We start from the raw sequence: 15,114 nt of genomic DNA on the forward strand, positions 1-15,114 counted from the left end.
CTGGTTGCCTGCTCCAGGACGCGTCGTCGACCTCATGCAACAGGCGTGTCAACGGGACCGTCGCGCGATGCGGGATAACTATCACAGTACTAAGATGTGCAGCATGGTGCGGACACCGCTGACCAGCCACGAACGAGCGCGTGGGGAGCGGCTCGGGGCTCTGCTGCGGGCCGCGAGAGGCGAGCGCAGCATGGTGCGCGTCGCCGAGCTCGCTGGCGTGTCGGCCGAGACGATTCGCAAGATCGAGTCGGGTCGGATCCCGACGCCGGCGTTCTTCACGGTCGCCGCCCTCGGCGCCGTCCTCGGCATCTCCCTGGACGACATCGCCGCGGCCTGCGGCCATGCCGGCGATGTGGCCGACGCCCTGGACTACGTGGCGACGCGCATCTCGGCCTGACCGCGCCCGCGAGCCTGCCGGCCGCGGGGCAGTCAGCCAGCCGGGGCCGGCGGCTCGCCGCCCGCGGGCGCCAGGCTGGTGACGCTAGGTCGGCAGGTAGCCGGGCAGGCTGCCCGGGCGCCGGCGGCGGCGCAGGACGACCCGCCGGGAGCCGTCGGGGAACAGGCGCAGCCACTCCAGCTCCCAGTCGCCGAACTCGGCGTGCATGGCCAGGACCTGCTGCGCGGTCCGGCGGTCCGTGCCCGCCGGCAGGTACAGCCGCTGGTACTCCAGATCCATCCGCATCCTCCGTGGAGAAAGGACGCCTCCAGGCGAGGCCGCGTCCTTGCCGGCCACCCACCGGGCCGCGGGGCCGCGGGGCCTGAAAACCGACCGGCGGGGTAGCCGGTGTCGACACGGTAACGGCCAGGTAGCCCACCGGGATGCGTTTCGGGTGCACTTGACGGTCCGGTGACGCGTCCCACGGCGCGGTGTCGGTCCAGCCTGGCGGCCCGGTCACGGCCTGTCGCACCGCGAGCCGCGCCCGGCGCCGGCCGCGCCGCGACGACGCCGCGCGGGCCCCGGGCCGGCGCGCCCGGCCGGCCTACTCGCTCGTTACGGGACGTACGACAGCGTGAAGGCGAGGGTCGCGTAGACGGTCATCGTCGCGGTCGACGCGGTCAGGACGAGCGGCCAGACGGTCCGCTGGCCGGTGACGAGAGCCGCGACGAACAGGAACGGGAACGCGCCGAGCAGGTAACGCTCGGTGGAGTCCAGGTTCGAGCCGGTCAGCACGGTCAGCAGGATCAGCCCGCACCACGCCGTGTAGCTGGCCGGCAGCCGCCGGGCCATCACCACCAGGCCGGCGATCGCCAGCAGCAGCCACGGCACGTGCAGGGACGTGCCGACGTTGCCGTGCAGCGCGCCGGTGGCAGCGTGCCAGACGACGGACACCGGGTTGCCGGTCGCGCCGTGGCGGGCCGCGTCGCGTTGCATGGTCAGCGGTGCGAGCCCGTCATGGTAGGTGGCGGCCGACCAGGCCAGGTAGATCCCCGCGCCGGCCGCGGGGGCGACGACGGCGGCCAGCCGGGCGAGCCAGCCGCGCGGCCCGGTTCCACGGGCGCCGCGCGCGGCCTCGATCGCCATCGGCGCCACCAGCAGCAGGCCGAGCGGCCGGCACAGACCGCTCAGCAGGCCGGCGACGGCGGCGAGCCCGAACCGCCCGCTACGGGCGGCGAGGAAGGCCCCGACGGAGAGCGTCAGCGCGAGCGCCTCGGCGTAGCCCATCACGAGGACGAACGCGGGCGGCGCCAGCGCGGACAGCCAGATCACCCGGCGGACCGCCGCGTCGTCGAAGCCCTCCTGGCCGGCGAGGCGCGCGAGCAGCACGGTGAACACGAATGCCAGCGCGTTCACCAGCAGCAGCAGGAGCACGCCCTGGTGTCCCACGATGGCCCCCAGCGCCCGCACGACCATGGGCAGCAGGGGGAAGAACCGGCGGCTCTCCTCACCTGCGCCGCCGTAGCCGTGGGTCGCGATCTCCTGGTACCAGCCGGCGTCCCAGCCGAGCAGGCCGGTGTGCTTGAGCACGCCGTGGTTGTCGGCGACCGAGCCGACCAGGAAGTGCACCAGCCCGAGCGCGGCGGCGACGACGATCCGCCCGCCGACCCACGCCGCGGCCGCTTCCCGCAGGTACCAGCGGGCCGCGAACCCACCGTCCGGCCCGGGACCGCTCAGGTCCTGGCGCCGCAGCCCGCCAGCGCCGTCCGGCGGGCCGTCCGGCGCGCCGACCGCGGTGTCGGTGTCGTCGACGGCTCGGCGGGCCGCCCGGTGTGCCCCCGGCTGCCCCGTCCGCAGCTGCGGCATTACGGCTGGTACCGCACGAGCTGGTAGTTCTCGTAGACCTTCGCCGGCTCGCCCTGCTCCATCTCCAGGTTCGCCTTCGGCCGCAGGCTGCGCAGCTCCTCCTGGATGCTCAGGCACAGCGTCTCGTACGTCCGGTAGCTGCCCGAGTCGGCCAGGAAGATCTGGTGGTTCGGGCCCGCCTCGGCGACGGCCCGCTTCGCGAGGGCGATGGGGTCGGCGGCCTTGTTGCGCTGCGCGTAGTCGACCCAGTTGACCCGGTCCGGCGGTGCCCATGTCGGGATCAGGTGGGCCTTCAGCCCGGCCGGGATGGTGCGGGCCAGGCCTGGGCCGAGCTGGTCGGGGCAGACGAGCAGCACGTCGCCCGGCCTGGCGTCGAGCCGCAGGTGTGCCGCGGCCTCGCTCGCCTGGGTGCGTTGCATCCTGACGTCGCTGAAGCCGCCGAGGACGCCGGCCAGCGCGCAGATCACCACGGTGACCCGGAAGAACCGCTCGCTGCGCACGACCGTCGCGCCCAGGCCGATCACCAGCAGGAACGGGACGAACGCCGTCGCGGTGTACCGGTCGGCCCAGGCGTTGCCGACGACCTGCCCAGCGGTGACGGCGACGAACAGGGTGCCCGTCGAGAGGAAGAACAGTGTCCGGGCCGGCTCGGAGCCCTTCAGGTCGAACAGCACGAACCGCCCGCCGAGCCCGCGCCCCGCGATGCCGAGCGCCACCAGGCAGGTGACGAACAGCAGCAGGATCCGCCCGACCGTCGACGGGCCGCCGGCCCACTGCCCGTAGGCGTGCGAGATCGCCGCGTAGCTCGCGGGCTCGCCCCACGGGGTGCCGGTGTGCTTCGACTGGAAGCGGAACTCCCCGAGCCACGGCGAGAAGACGATCGCGCCGCCGACGATGCCGGCGAGCGCGGTGAACGCGCCACGGCGGCCGCCGGCCGGGAACCGCGGCCGGCGGCCGGCGGCGGCGTCGCGGGCGGCGCCGGCGAGCGCCGAGTGCCGCGCGGCGCGGGCCCCCGCGTCGGGCGGGCCGACGGCGACGAGGAGGTTCGGGTCGGTGGGCAGCCCGGTGAGCTCCAGCGCGTCGGCGACGGCGTCCGCGGTCGCCTCGTCGACGCCCGGCCCGCCCGCGGCGGCGCGCGCCGCGTTGGCCCGGTCGGCGCGGAACAGGAACGGCGGGCGCCACCACAGCAGGACCAGCCAGCCGCCGACCGTGAGCAGCAGGTACAGGCACCAGTAGTGGGTCAGCGCCAGGCCGCCGGCGCACAGGGAGACGTACACGGCGGAGAGCACCGACGGCCTGCGCAGCGCCCGCTCGACGGCCAGGCCGCCCAGCGTGGTCAGCAGCACGATCAGGCTGTACATCCGGGTCTCGGTCGCGAACCGCAGCGCGAACGGCGAGGTGATGTACAGCACGACCGAGACCTGCGCCGCCCTGGTCCCGACGAGGCGGCGGCCGAGCAGGTAGAGCGGCCCGGCGGCGGCCAGGTTGAACAGCGCGGACAGCGTCCGCACCGCCACGTTGCCGGTGCCGAACGCGCCGACCCAGAAATGCAGGAACAGGTAGTAGAGCGGCGGGGAGCCGTCCTCGCGCAGGCCGGTGAACATCGTCGGCCCGTGGCCGGTCAGCGGCAGCTTCGCGATCGCGACGCTCTGCGCCTCGTCGAGCCACAGGTCCTGGCCGGCGGAGAACCGCACGAGCACGGCGGCGGCCAGGATGACGAGCATCACGGCCTGGAAGATCCGGTCCGCCCGGGTGGGGCGCCTGTCCGGCGTGTCGACCGGCTCGGGGATGCGCTCCGCCGGCCGGACCGCGACGTCCGTCACGGTCTGTCCTCTCCGTCCCTGTCCGTCGGGGGCGTGCGCCACCCGACGCTCCTGCTCGCCGCCACCGGCCGTGGCCGCCGCGGCGATGCTTGCCGCGGCCACCTCCGGCGGCCGCCCGGCGGCACCGGAGTGCTCGATCCCACCGTTGGCGCGGGTGGCGCCGGTACTGCCGGCCGCACCACCGGCCTGGCCGGCGGTCCGGGTGCCGCTGGTGGCGTCACCCGTCGGGCCGCGCCGCTGGTCCTGCCGAGTCACTGGTCCCGCCAGTTCGCTGGTGCCGACGGCGTCCCACAGCGGCCCGCGTCCCCCCGAAGCGCCGCCACGTCCTACGCCGTCGGTTCCGAGGGCAGGGCGCGTTGGCGCGACCGGTCGAAGGCCGGTGTGCGCGCCCAGTCTCGCATGCGTCGCCAACCCGACACGGCCGGCCCCTGCCTCGCCGGGCCGGCGCGCAGCCCTTCCGTACCAGTCGTGATCGGCCCGTAGCGTCAGGTGGGTCCGTCGACGCCACGGGCGGCAGCCAGACCGGGGGCCGGATGCGGCGGCGGTGTGGCGGGACGCCCGGTCGCGGCCGGTTCCGCCCGGGTCTGGCATGGTGCCGTCATGGCCACTCCTGTCCCCGATGCGCGCGTCGTCACCCTCGGTGCGGCCGCCATCCTCGGGGCCGATCCGGCCGTGCCAGGGGCGCGACTGGCGACGGAGCCGGGGACGCTGGCGGCGCAGCCGGCCGCGGCCGCGGCGGCGCCACCGGCCGCGGAGCCGTCCGGGACGGTGGCCGCGCGGGTCGCCGGGCTGCTGGCCGGCTGGTCCGCGCTGTCGGTCGGGATCGCGGCGAAGGACGGCCGGTACGGCGGCTACGCGATGGCCGCGGTTCTCGCCGGCTGGGCCCTCGTCGCGGTCACCGTGGCGATGCTCGCCGGCAACGGCTCGGCGGCGAGCTTTCTCGGCCGGCCGGTGCGGCTGGCCGCCCGGCGCATCGGCCGCCCGACACGATGGCTGTCGTGGCGGGTCACCTGGGTCGCGCTGGCCCTGCTGATCGGCCTCGGCCCGCCGCTGCGCCATCCGCACTACTACGGCTCGGGCGCCTTCGTCGGCGTCGCCAAGTGGCTGCAGATCACGGCCGGCCTGCTCGCGGCCGCCGGGGTGCTCGCGGCGCTGGCCGGCCCCAGCCGCCCGGCCAGCCGGGCGGCGGCGTGCGTGTCGGCGGCGCTGCGCGGCCGACGGGCATTCCTCGCCGTGCTGCTGCTGGCGACCGGCGCCGGGGTCGCGACGGTGCTCGCCGCTCCCGACCCACAGATCGACGTCTTCCACCTGCTGCAGGAGTCCTCCGCCGGCCTCGGCGACGGCGTGAACATGTACCACCAGGTGTGGGCCACCGGCCGGCCCGGTGACCTGCACGGCGGGCTGACCGACGTCTACCCGTACCTCCCGGCCACCTCGATCCTCCTGGCGCCGTTCCGGCTGCTGTTCGGTGACGTCCGCTACGGCCTGCTGGCGGCGCTGGTCGTCGCCGTCTGCGCGGTCCGGGCGCTCGCGCCCCGAGCCGCGGCGGCGCCCTGGATGCCGGTGTTGCCGCTGCTCGTGCTGGTCTTCCCGTCGTACTGCTACGCGCTGGAGCAGTCGTGGACGGAGCCGCTGCTGGTCGGCTGCCTCGCGGTGATGGTGTGGGCGGCCTGCGCCGGCCGGGGAGCCGTCCCTGTCGTCGCGTTCGCGGTCGCGCTGGCGACCAAGCAGCACGTCGCCCTGCTCGTCCCGGTGGCCGCGGCGTGGCCGGCGTTCGGGCCACGTCGGGCGGCCGCCGCCTGTGCCCTGGGCGGCGCGATCGTCGCGCCGTGGGTGCTCGACGACCCACGCGCGTTCTTCCACGACGCCGTCCGCGCGAACCTCGACTACCCGGTGCTCGACCACTCGCTGTCGGTGCCGGGCTGGGCCGCCCACTTCGGCGTCCACGTCGGCTTCGGGGTGACCGCCGTGGCCCTCGCGGCCGCCTATCTGCTGGCCTGGCGGGCCCGCGGCGACGCCACCGGCTTCGCGGCCGGCGGCGCGCTGGTGCTGCTGACGATGGTCGAGCTGAACAAGCAGTCGTTCTTCAACCACTACACGCTGCCGATGGCCCTGCTCGTCCTCGCCGTCGCGACGACGCTGCGCCCGGCGCCCGACCCGGCCGCGATCCCCAGCCCACTCCCGCACCAGGCCACGGGCGACCCGGCAACCACGGCGTAGGCGCAGCCCCCGCAGCGCGGGAGCCGCTCACTCGTACATCATGGTGGCGGTCACGGCGCACTTGGTGACCACCACGGCTGCCCGGGTGCCTGCCGATCTGGGTGCGGTGGGTGGTGGCCAGAGGTCCTGACGCTGGATGGGTGTTGCCTCGTAGGTCGCCATCGCCCCAGATCCAGGTTGGTGAGGGCGCTCAGCGCCCGAACCGGCTGGTTGGCCCGCGGGCGCTCAGCGCCCGTTCGGGCCAACCAGCCCTCGGGGTCAACGCAGGGTGGAGAAGCGTTCCAGGCCGGCGCCCTCGAAGAGGGGCAGCTTGCTCACCACGGGGCTGCCGTCGCGGACGACGCCGAGCTGCTCGGAGATCAGGCTGCAGGACTGCTCCAGGAACCGGTAGCCGTCGGCCTTCACCAGGAAGATCGCGTGGTCGGGGCCGGCGACGGTGTTCATCTGGCGGGCGAAGTCGGCGCCGTTGGCGCGCTGCATCCGGGCGGCGTAGTCGACCCAGTCGACCAGCGCCGGGCCGGTCGAGTCGGCGTAGGAGTACTCCCGCAGGTCGTCCTCGCCGAGCCGGTTCAGCGCCCGGTAGACGGCCGGCCCGAGCTGGTCCGGGCAGAACGCGACGACGTCACCCGGCCGGGCCTGGGCGGCGATCGCCGCGGCGATCTCGCCGGCCTGCGTCCGCTCCACCCGGGACAGCTGGAACCCGCCGATCAGCCCCGACAGCGACGCCACGACCAGCACCCCGCTGCGCCAGCGCCGCGACGTCAGCAACGACAGGCCGAGCGCGGCCAGCATCAGGCAGGCCGGCAGTGAGATGCCGGTGTAGCGCTCGGTGTAGGCGCTGCCGCCGAACATGTTCACGAACCAGGCCAGCGTCAGCGGCACCAGCCAGACGGCCGCGAGGTAACGGCCCGGCATCCGCCCGGAGATCTTGACCGCCAGCTCCCGGCCGTTGGGCCGCGCGGTCAGGCCCAGCAGCGCCCCGCCGAGCAGGATCAGCCCGAGCAGCGCCCCCGTCGACTGCGGCCCGGCCCAGTCGAACACCGTGTCCAGCAGCACCTGGGCCTGCACCCGCGGCGCCCACGGGGTGCCGGTGTGCAGCATCTGGAACAGGAACGACGGCATCCACGGCGCGAACAGCACCGCGGAGGCGGCCATCGCGGCGAACGCCCGCAGCGTCGGGCGCCGGTAGACCGCGCGGCGCCTCGACTGCAGCAGCAGGAACGCGGCGACGGTGAAGACCAGCAGGAACGTCCAGTAGTGGGTGTAGACGAGCGCCGTGGTCGCCAGCGCCACCAGGGCGAGCCGGCGCACGGACGACTGCTCCAGCGCCCGCACCACCGCCAGCCCGAACGCCAGCGCCAGCAGCACGACCATCGAGTACATCCGGGTCTCGCTGCCGTACCGGATCGCGTACGGGGAGCTGGCGAACAGCAGCAGCGTGGCCCGGGCGACCCGCCGCGGCGTCCCGGCGTCGCCGTTGCCGTGCGCGGTCGCCAGCGCGCCCGCGCGCACGCCCGCCGCCCAGGCGAGCGGCAGCGTCGCCAGCGACAGCACCCCGGACAGCGCCCGCACCGCGACGTCGCCGTCACCGAAGATCTTGATCCAGACGTGCAGCAGCAGGTAATACAGCGGTGGTGACCCGTCGTGGCGCAACGCGGCGAGCAGGCCGCCGACGGGCCGCCGGGCGATCTCGACGGTCAGCGCCTCGTCGAGCCACAGGTGGCTCGGGGTCGCGAACCGCAGCACCCCGCCCACGACGACCACGGCGGCGACGAGCACGACCGGCGCGCGCCGCCAGGCCCGCGCGGCCAGCGGGCTGGCCGCGGCCCGCCGGACGAGCCGCTCCACCGGCGTCAGCGCGCGGGGGACCGCCGGCGGCCACCTGCGGCCGCCGTGAGCGGCCGCGCGTCCGGGCCCAGTCGCGTCACCCGTCTCGTGGTCCAGATCCCCGGTGGCCGGCCGGGCGGCGGCCGGGCCGGCGGTGGCTGGGCCGGCCCCCAGCGGCTCGAGGCGGGCGAGGCCGCCGGTGTCGAGGCCGCCGGGCGTCGTCGCGACCGGCGCCGGCGCGGTGGCCGGGTCCGGGTCGACGGGGGCCGCCTGGCGGGGCACGGTGGCCGTCGCCGCGCGCTTCGCGTCCGGGTCGGCGGCCGGCTCGTCACCCGACGGGAACAGGGCCGGGGTGGTGGAAGGGTCGATGGTCACCCCAGGCACGCTACCCAGGCCGCGCCGGCCCCAGCGTTCCCGCCATCCCTGCCCGCGTCCGGTTGGCCGGGACGCGGCCTCCGCGTCGCCGCTCACCCGACGGGCTCGGTCTCGCGCCGGGCGGCCGGCGGCGCGTCCAGCTCGTCGTCGACGTCGTCGGGCTCGCCGAGCTCGGCGCCGGCCAGCAGGGGCGCGAGCAACGTCACCCGCCGGCGGCCCCCGGCGGAGCGCACCGCCTGGCGCAGCGCGGGGCCGTTCACGCACACGACCGAAAGGTGGCCGCGGGCGCGGGTGATCGCGGTGTAGACCAGCGGCCGGTTGAGCATCCGGCCGGCCTCCGGTGGGAAAACGGCGATGACCGCCGGCCACTCGCTGCCCTGCGCCCGGTGCACCGTGACGGCCCAGCCGTGGCGCAGGTCCCCGAGCGCGGTCACCGGCACCTCCAGCGTCCCTCCCGGGAACGTCACGAGCAAACCGCCGCGGTCCGCCAGCTTCGTGACGACCCCGATCTCCCCGTTGGCGAACCCGACGTCGAGATGGTTCGCGGTCGCCACGACCCGGTCGCCGACGTCGAACCCGCTGACCGCTCCCGGGCCCGGGTTGAGCCGGTCCTTCAGGGCGGCGTTGAGCGCCACCGTGCCCGCCGGGCCGGCGTGCACCGGGGTGACGACCTGCACGTCGGCGGGCACGATCCCCAGCACCCGGGGAATGGAGTCGGTGACCAGCTGCACGACCCGGTGCGCGGCCTCCCCGGCGGACCGGGCGGCGACGACCACCACCTCGCGGTCGGAGCCGCCGGCCGGCGGGGGCAGCTCACCGCCGCGGACCGCCGTCGCGAGCTGCGCGATCGCCCCGCCGGCCGACTGCCGGTAGAGCCGGCCGAGCTCGGTGACCGGCACGACGCCGGACTCGATCAGGTCGGCGAGCAGCTGGCCGGGCCCGATGCTCGGCAGCTGCGCCGGGTCCCCGACGACCAGCAGGTGGGTGCCGTCGGCGAGCGCCTCGATCAGCGCCGCGGCGAGCTCCGCGTCGACCATCGACGCCTCGTCGACGACGACCAGCTCGGCGTCGAGCCGGTGGTGCTCGCCGCGGGCGAACCCGCCGCCCCTGCCCTGGGCGCCCAGCAGCCGGTGCAGCGTGCTCGCCGGGGCGTCGCACAGCTCCTCCAGCCGCTTGGCCGCGCGGCCGGTGGGCGCGGCCAGCGCGACCTCGGCACCGGCCGCCTGGGCGAGCCGGACGACGGCCGCGACGGTGCGGCTCTTCCCGGTCCCGGGCCCGCCGGTCAGCACGCTGACCCCGGACTCCAGCGCGAGCCGCGCCGCCGCCAGCTGCACCTCGTCGAGCCCCGCGAGGGCGGCGTCCACCCCGGCGTCGGTGCCCGCCGCGGGCGGTGGGTCGACCAGCGCCGCCGGGCCGTCGTCGACGCTCTCGTCGGCGTCGGGGAACTCGTCCCGCGGGTCGTCGCCGAGGCCGAAGTCGAGCTCGGCGGTCTGGTGGCCCTCGTCGTCGTCGGCCGCCGCGTCGTCGGGCGCCAGCGCGGCCACCCCGGCGGACCTGGCTCGGCGGCGCCGTGGCTCGCCGGGGCGCATCGGCTCGGCGGTGGCCAGCAGCCGCTCCACGCCGTCGGCGACCGCCTGCTCGGCCATCGCGTAGCGCTCCAGCCCGACCCGGTCGCCGACGGGCAGCAGCCGTCCGTCGTCGACCGCGCTCTCCAGCGCCGCCCCGGGGTCGGGCACCCCCTCGCGGGCGGCGCCGGTCAGCAGCGCCTCGACCGGACCAGCCGTGTCCCCGGCGCGCGACGCGGCCTGGGTCAGCAGGTGGACCAGCACCCCGGGCCCGCGCCGCGGGTCGTCGCGGCCCAGGCCCATCGAACGGGCCAGCCGGTCCGCGTGCGTGAGGTCCGCCTCGCCGCCGGCGAGCAGCGCCCACGGGTCGGCGCGCAGCTCGTCGGCCGCCGCGGTGCCGAGCTCGTCGCTGACCCCCCGGGCCAGCCGCACCGGCAGGCTGGCCGCGGCGAGCAGGCCGGCGACCTCGTAGCGGCCCGTCGACGCGCGGAAGGAGTCCAGCAGCCGGCGCGCCCGCGGCCCCGTCATGCCCTCGACGGCGGACAGCCGGGCGAGGTCCACCTCGGCGGGGGAGTGAATCCCCGCCGCCGGCAGCCGCTCGGCGCTGGTCCGCCCGAGCCCCGGCCACAGCCCCGCCGCGCAGAACGCGGCGAACAGCGGGTCTGGGACAGGTGAGGACGCCTCCGGCATAGCCCGAAGCGTAACCAGCGGCACTGTGCGCCGATCCGCGCCACGACCGCGTCCGGGCCCGCCCGTGCGGACCAGCGGGGCCGGGTGACCGCGTGACGGGACGGCTAGAACGGGGGCCAGGGAATCGGCGGCCAGTCGTCGGACGGCTGCGGGAAACGGCCGTCGGCGCGCAGCCGGTCGATCCGGGCGGTCAGGGCAGCGACCTCGGCGCGGGTGAGCAGGTCGTCGAGCCGCTCGCCGAACGGGCCGGCCAGCGCGGCCGCCAGCTCGTCGAGCAGCGCCCGCTCGGCCCCGTCGAACCGCTTGCCCCGCCAGTTCCACAGCACGGTCCGCAGCTTGTCCTCGCCGTGGAAGCTCACCCCATGGTCGATCGCGTAGACCCGGCCGGATGGGGCTGGCAGCAGGTGGCAGCCCTTGCGGTCGGCGTTGTTGATGACCGCGTCGAACAGCGCGATCCGGCGCAGCCGCCGGTCACCGCTCTGCACCATCCGCACGACGTCGACCGTCTCGTCGACGTCGATCCACAGCTGGGCCATGCCGGTGCCGAACGGCCCGTCGCGCAGCACCGTCGGGGGGACCAGGCCGGCGCGGAGCTGCTCGGACAGCGCGTAGGCGGCGACCTCCCGGGCGGCGAGCGTCCCGTCGGGGAAGTCCCACAGCGGCCGCTCGCCGCGCACCGGCTTGTACACGCAGCGGGCCTCGACGCCGCCGCCGCTGATCGCGCAGAACAGGGTGGCGTTGCTCGCCTCGACCAGGCGGCCCTCGACCGAGATCTCCCCGGTCGCCAGCAGGGCGAGAGCGCCGGCCGCGTCCAGGCCGCCGGCGTCGCTCGGCTCGAGGCAGGACCGGCCGGCCGATCCGCCTCGCGCTACCGGCAGGACCGGGTCCGAGGCGGTCTCGTCAGGAGCGCGGCCGGCGCCGCCACCGCGGGCCGCGGAGGCGGGGCCACTCACTGCTGGGTCCACCGGCCTAGTTTCCCGCCCTTGCCTGGGGATCTTCACAGCTGTGACGAGACGCACTCCGCGCGCCCGCCGGCCCGGCCGTCGGGACCGCCCCGGCGGCATCGGGCCGAACGGGAAGACCGTCCCCGCATCGGCTGCCCGGGGCGAGGGCGCCGCCGCGGGTCACGGCGTCAGGCCGGGCTGAAGACACCCGCGCCGCCACCGACGACCGAGTCGCTCGCCGCGCCGTCAGCCGCCCCGGTGCTCGCCTCGTCCGCGGCCTCCGGCGCGACCGCCTCCTTGGGCTTCGGGAGCAGGTCGTCGACGGTGCCACCGAGGTCGTTGACCCGCAGCACGAACGGCCGGGTCTCGGTGTAGCGGATCACCGTCAGCGAGCAGGGGTCGACGTTGACCCGGTGGTACATGTCCAGGTGCATGCCGAGCGCGTCGGTGACGATCGCCCGGATGACGTCGCCGTGCGAGCACAGCAGCCAGGTGGCGTCCGGCCCGAGCCGGGCGTTCCAGTCGCGGACGGCGGCGACCCCGCGGGCCTGGGTGTCGCGCAGCGCCTCGCCCCGCGGGCCGGGGAACGTCACCGCGCTCGGATGGGCCTGGACGACCTTCCACAGCGGGTCCTTCGCCAGCACCGCCAGCTCCTGGCCGGTCCAGTCGCCGTAGTGGCACTCGCCGATCCGGTCGTCCAGCTCGACGGCGGGGCGCGCCGCCCCGCCCGGGCCCACGGCGGCGATCTCGGCGGCGGTCTGCGCGCAGCGGTCCAGCGGGCTGGACACGACGGCGTCCAGCGGCACCTTCGCCAGCCGGCCGGCGACCGCCCTGGCCTGTGCCAGGCCGCGCTCGTCCAGCCCGACCCCGGGGGTCCAGCCGAGCAGCAGCTTGCCCGTCAGCGCGGTGAGCCCATGCCGTACCAGCAGCACTGTCGTCACCGCGTGCCTCCCGAGTCCGCCCCCGGCCGCGGGCCGTCCGGGGACCTCACCGTACCGACCGGCCCCGCCGGCCGGGGCGGTCGCGCGGTGCCCCTCGGCCCGGCCAGGCACACGGCCTCGGCCCGGGCCGAAATCCGCCGGCGCGCCGGCTTGATCGCGGCCTGCCCGGAGTGCCCCGGCCAGCTCCCGGCCCCGGTTACGCTGGCTGACATGCGGTCCTGGCCAGCCTGTCCCCTTCCGACCCTCCCCGGACGGGGTCAGCGGCCGCGCCTGTTCGACACCTCGGCGGGCCGGCTGGAGCCGGTCGGGCCGGAGCTGCCCGCCGCGGAGGGCCCCGCCGGGCCGTCGGTGTCGCTGTACGTGTGCGGCATCACCCCGTACGACGCGACCCACCTGGGCCACGCGTTCACCTACGTCACCTACGACCTGCTGAACCGGGCGCTGCGCGACGCAGGCTACCGGGTCCGGTTCGTCGAGAACGTCACCGACGTCGACGACCCGCTGCTGGAGCGGGCCGCCCGCGACGGCCTCGACTGGACCGACGTCGCCGAGCGGGAGACCGACCTGTTCCGCGCCGACATGGCCGCGCTGCGGGTGCTGCCACCAGACCACTACGTCGGCGTCGTCGAGGCCATCCCGCTGATCGTCGAGATGGCCGCCGAGCTCGTCTCGGCCGGCGCGACCTACGCCCTCGACGGCGACGTCTACTTCTCCGTGGCCGCCGCTCCCCGGTTCGGCTACGTCTCGGGCCTGGACGCGGCCGCGATGCGGGCGCTGTCCGCCGAGCGCGGCGGTGACCCGGACCGGCGCGGCAAGAAGGACCCGCTCGACCCGCTGCTGTGGCGGGCCGAGCGGCCCGGTGAGCCCAGCTGGCCGTCGCCGTTCGGCCCGGGCCGGCCCGGCTGGCACATCGAGTGCGCGGCGATCGCCCGGCGCTACCTGGGCGACGTCATCGACGTCCAGGGCGGCGGCGGGGACCTGGTGTTCCCGCACCACGAGTGCTCCTCGGCGCACGCCGAGGTCGCCACCGGCCACAACCCTTTCGCCCGCCGGTACGTCCATACCGGCATGGTCGGCCTCGACGGGCACAAGATGTCGAAGTCGCGCGGCAACCTGGAGTTCGTCTCCCGGCTGCGCGGCCGAGGCGTCGCGCCGGCGGCGATCCGGCTGGCGCTGCTGGCCCATTCCCACCGGGACGACTGGGAGTGGACGCCGGCCGAGCTGGCCGCCGCCGAGTCCCGGCTGGGCCGCTGGCGCGCCGCCGTCGCCCGGCCAGCCGGCCCGGACGCGGGCAGGCTGCTCGCCGACGTGCGGGCCGCGGTGGCCACCGACCTGGACACGCCGACGGCGCTCGCCGCCGTCGACCGCTGGGCCACCACGGCACTTGACGGCGCCGACGACGCCGACACGGCCGCGCCAGGAATGACCCGGCTGCTCGTCGACGCGCTGCTCGGTGTAGACCTTGGAAAAGTAGACACGAACGGGAGCTGACGATGGCGCAGGGTCACCGCGACCCGCCCGGGGACGGGCCGGCCGCGCCGCGCGCCGAATTCGACCTGGTCGCGCGCGGCTACGACCCCGCGCAGGTCGACGGGTACGTCAAGGCGCTGTGGCGCTACTGCGCGGACCTGACCGCGCGGGTCGCCGCGGCGGAGGCGGCGCTGCGCCACGAGCGGGACCGGCGCTCCGCCGACGTGCTGACCGACCCGGCGCAGGCCGGAGTCCGGATCGGCCGGATGCTCGCGATCGCCCAGCAGATGGGCGACGAGATCGTCGGGGGCGCCCGGCTGGCCGCCGAGCAGACCCTCTACGACGCGGTCCGCGACGCCGGCGCGACGCACCCGATCGTCCAGGAGGCCCGCAAGCAGGCCGACAAGCTGCTCGCCGAGGCCGCCGCCGAGGCCCGCCGGCTGGCCGAGGAGCGGCACGAGGACCTCGAGGCGAAGATCGCCGAGGCGACGGCGTCGCTGGAGGCGGTGCGCCGCCAGCAGGGTGAGCTGCTCGGCGCGCTGCTGCGGCTGCGCGGCATGGTCGGCTCCGGCGACTTCGAGCGCACAGTCGCCCAGCTGGCCAGCACCGGGGCCGACCCGCGAGCTGCGGATGCGCGACCCGCGGACCCGCGCGTCGCGGACCCGCGCGTCGCGGACCCGCGGGCCGCCGGGTCGCGTGCCACCACCGGTTCGTACGCCCACCGGCAGGCGGCCGCCGGTCCCGAGCCCGCCGCCCCGCCGCCTCAAGACGCGCCCTCCCGTCCGGCCGCCGCCGGGGCCACACGAGCCGCCGCGGCGGGCGGCAGCCCTCAGCCCGGAGCCGGCGGCCGGCGGCGCGCGCCACACGGCGCGTTCCCGGCCGGCGCCGATGTCCTGGACGGTGAGCTGTACCCGGTCGAGGCGCCGCCGGTCAGCCCACCGGCAGGCCCGTCGCGCGAGGCGGACCAGGAGATCATCGACGTCGAGATCGTCGCCGACGTCGAGCCCGCCCCTTAGC

At 76.3% G+C, this 15,114-nt stretch carries 11 protein-coding genes; 4 read left to right on the forward strand and 7 right to left on the reverse strand.

All coding sequences use genetic code 11. The features are described 5' to 3' along the window. Positions 1 to 103: 103 nt before the first annotated feature. Entirely contained in the window at positions 104 to 397 is a 294-nt protein-coding gene (locus FRADC12_RS26835; RefSeq protein WP_045878697.1) for a helix-turn-helix domain-containing protein, read from the forward strand. A gap of 84 nt (positions 398 to 481) precedes the next feature. Here the strand turns inward: FRADC12_RS26835 and FRADC12_RS26840 are convergent, their stop codons facing one another. The 3 genes from FRADC12_RS26840 to FRADC12_RS26850 all read right to left on the reverse strand — a co-directional run bounded on the left by FRADC12_RS26840 (position 482) and on the right by FRADC12_RS26850 (position 4,065). Continuing rightward, complete coding sequence (locus FRADC12_RS26840) at positions 482 to 676, reverse strand: DUF5703 family protein (protein WP_084011429.1); 195 nt, start codon at positions 674 to 676, stop codon at positions 482 to 484. A 315-nt stretch (positions 677 to 991) separates the two neighbouring features. Next, the gene (locus FRADC12_RS26845; RefSeq protein ID WP_045878699.1) at positions 992 to 2,242 is read right to left on the reverse strand and encodes a putative hexosyltransferase; all 1,251 of its coding nucleotides are present in this window, start codon (positions 2,240 to 2,242) and stop codon (positions 992 to 994) included. Next, on the reverse strand, positions 2,242 to 4,065 hold the full coding sequence (locus tag FRADC12_RS26850) for a glycosyltransferase family 39 protein (RefSeq protein WP_045880298.1): 1,824 nt from the start codon (positions 4,063 to 4,065) through the stop codon (positions 2,242 to 2,244). Before FRADC12_RS26850 ends, FRADC12_RS26845 begins: the two co-directional genes overlap by 1 nt. Positions 4,066 to 4,665: 600 nt before the next feature. On the opposite strand from FRADC12_RS26850, the gene FRADC12_RS26855 reads away from it, so the two are divergent. Then, positions 4,666 to 6,285: a glycosyltransferase gene (locus tag FRADC12_RS26855; RefSeq protein WP_232304071.1), complete on the forward strand. Its 1,620-nt coding sequence runs from the start codon at positions 4,666 to 4,668 to the stop codon at positions 6,283 to 6,285. A 258-nt stretch (positions 6,286 to 6,543) separates the two neighbouring features. Here FRADC12_RS26855 and FRADC12_RS26860 read toward each other — a convergent pair whose 3' ends face one another. From FRADC12_RS26860 to FRADC12_RS26875, 4 genes are all read right to left on the reverse strand, one after another. Further along, positions 6,544 to 8,487 carry a glycosyltransferase family 39 protein gene (locus tag FRADC12_RS26860; RefSeq protein WP_232304072.1) on the reverse strand — a complete coding sequence of 648 codons (1,944 nt, stop codon included), beginning with the start codon at positions 8,485 to 8,487 and terminating at the stop codon, positions 6,544 to 6,546. A 92-nt stretch (positions 8,488 to 8,579) separates the two neighbouring features. Next, a complete protein-coding gene (locus FRADC12_RS26865) occupies positions 8,580 to 10,742 on the reverse strand; it encodes an AAA family ATPase (protein WP_045878702.1) in 2,163 nt (720 codons plus the stop codon). 104 nt (positions 10,743 to 10,846) lie between these two features. Continuing rightward, positions 10,847 to 11,707: an SCO1664 family protein gene (locus tag FRADC12_RS26870; protein ID WP_502685290.1), complete on the reverse strand. Its 861-nt coding sequence runs from the start codon at positions 11,705 to 11,707 to the stop codon at positions 10,847 to 10,849. A gap of 167 nt (positions 11,708 to 11,874) precedes the next feature. After that, on the reverse strand, positions 11,875 to 12,627 hold the full coding sequence (locus FRADC12_RS26875) for an MSMEG_4193 family putative phosphomutase (RefSeq protein WP_045878703.1): 753 nt from the start codon (positions 12,625 to 12,627) through the stop codon (positions 11,875 to 11,877). 210 nt (positions 12,628 to 12,837) lie between these two features. Between FRADC12_RS26875 and mshC the strand changes: the two genes are divergently transcribed. Both mshC and FRADC12_RS26885 read left to right on the forward strand, forming a co-directional pair. After that, positions 12,838 to 14,118, forward strand: a complete 1,281-nt coding sequence (mshC, locus tag FRADC12_RS26880) for a cysteine--1-D-myo-inosityl 2-amino-2-deoxy-alpha-D-glucopyranoside ligase (RefSeq protein ID WP_045880300.1) — start codon at positions 12,838 to 12,840, stop codon at positions 14,116 to 14,118. Positions 14,119 to 14,120: 2 nt separating this feature from the next. Then, positions 14,121 to 15,113, forward strand: coding sequence for a hypothetical protein (locus FRADC12_RS26885; RefSeq protein ID WP_045878704.1), 993 nt, complete (start codon positions 14,121 to 14,123; stop codon positions 15,111 to 15,113). The last annotated feature ends 1 nt before the right edge of the window (position 15,114 follow it).

The organism is Pseudofrankia sp. DC12 (assembly GCF_000966285.1).
Classification (GTDB): Bacteria; Actinomycetota; Actinomycetes; order Frankiales; family Frankiaceae; genus Pseudofrankia.

Coding starts and splice junctions, on each gene's coding strand:
- FRADC12_RS26835 (WP_045878697.1), top strand. CDS start 104: ATGGTGCGGACACCGCTGACCAGCCACGAACGAGCGCGTGGGGAGCGG.
- FRADC12_RS26840 (WP_084011429.1), bottom strand. CDS start 676: ATGGATCTGGAGTACCAGCGGCTGTACCTGCCGGCGGGCACGGACCGC.
- FRADC12_RS26845 (WP_045878699.1), bottom strand. CDS start 2,242: ATGCCGCAGCTGCGGACGGGGCAGCCGGGGGCACACCGGGCGGCCCGC.
- FRADC12_RS26855 (WP_232304071.1), top strand. CDS start 4,666: ATGGCCACTCCTGTCCCCGATGCGCGCGTCGTCACCCTCGGTGCGGCC.
- FRADC12_RS26865 (WP_045878702.1), bottom strand. CDS start 10,742: ATGCCGGAGGCGTCCTCACCTGTCCCAGACCCGCTGTTCGCCGCGTTC.
- mshC (WP_045880300.1), top strand. CDS start 12,838: ATGCGGTCCTGGCCAGCCTGTCCCCTTCCGACCCTCCCCGGACGGGGT.
- FRADC12_RS26885 (WP_045878704.1), top strand. CDS start 14,121: ATGGCGCAGGGTCACCGCGACCCGCCCGGGGACGGGCCGGCCGCGCCG.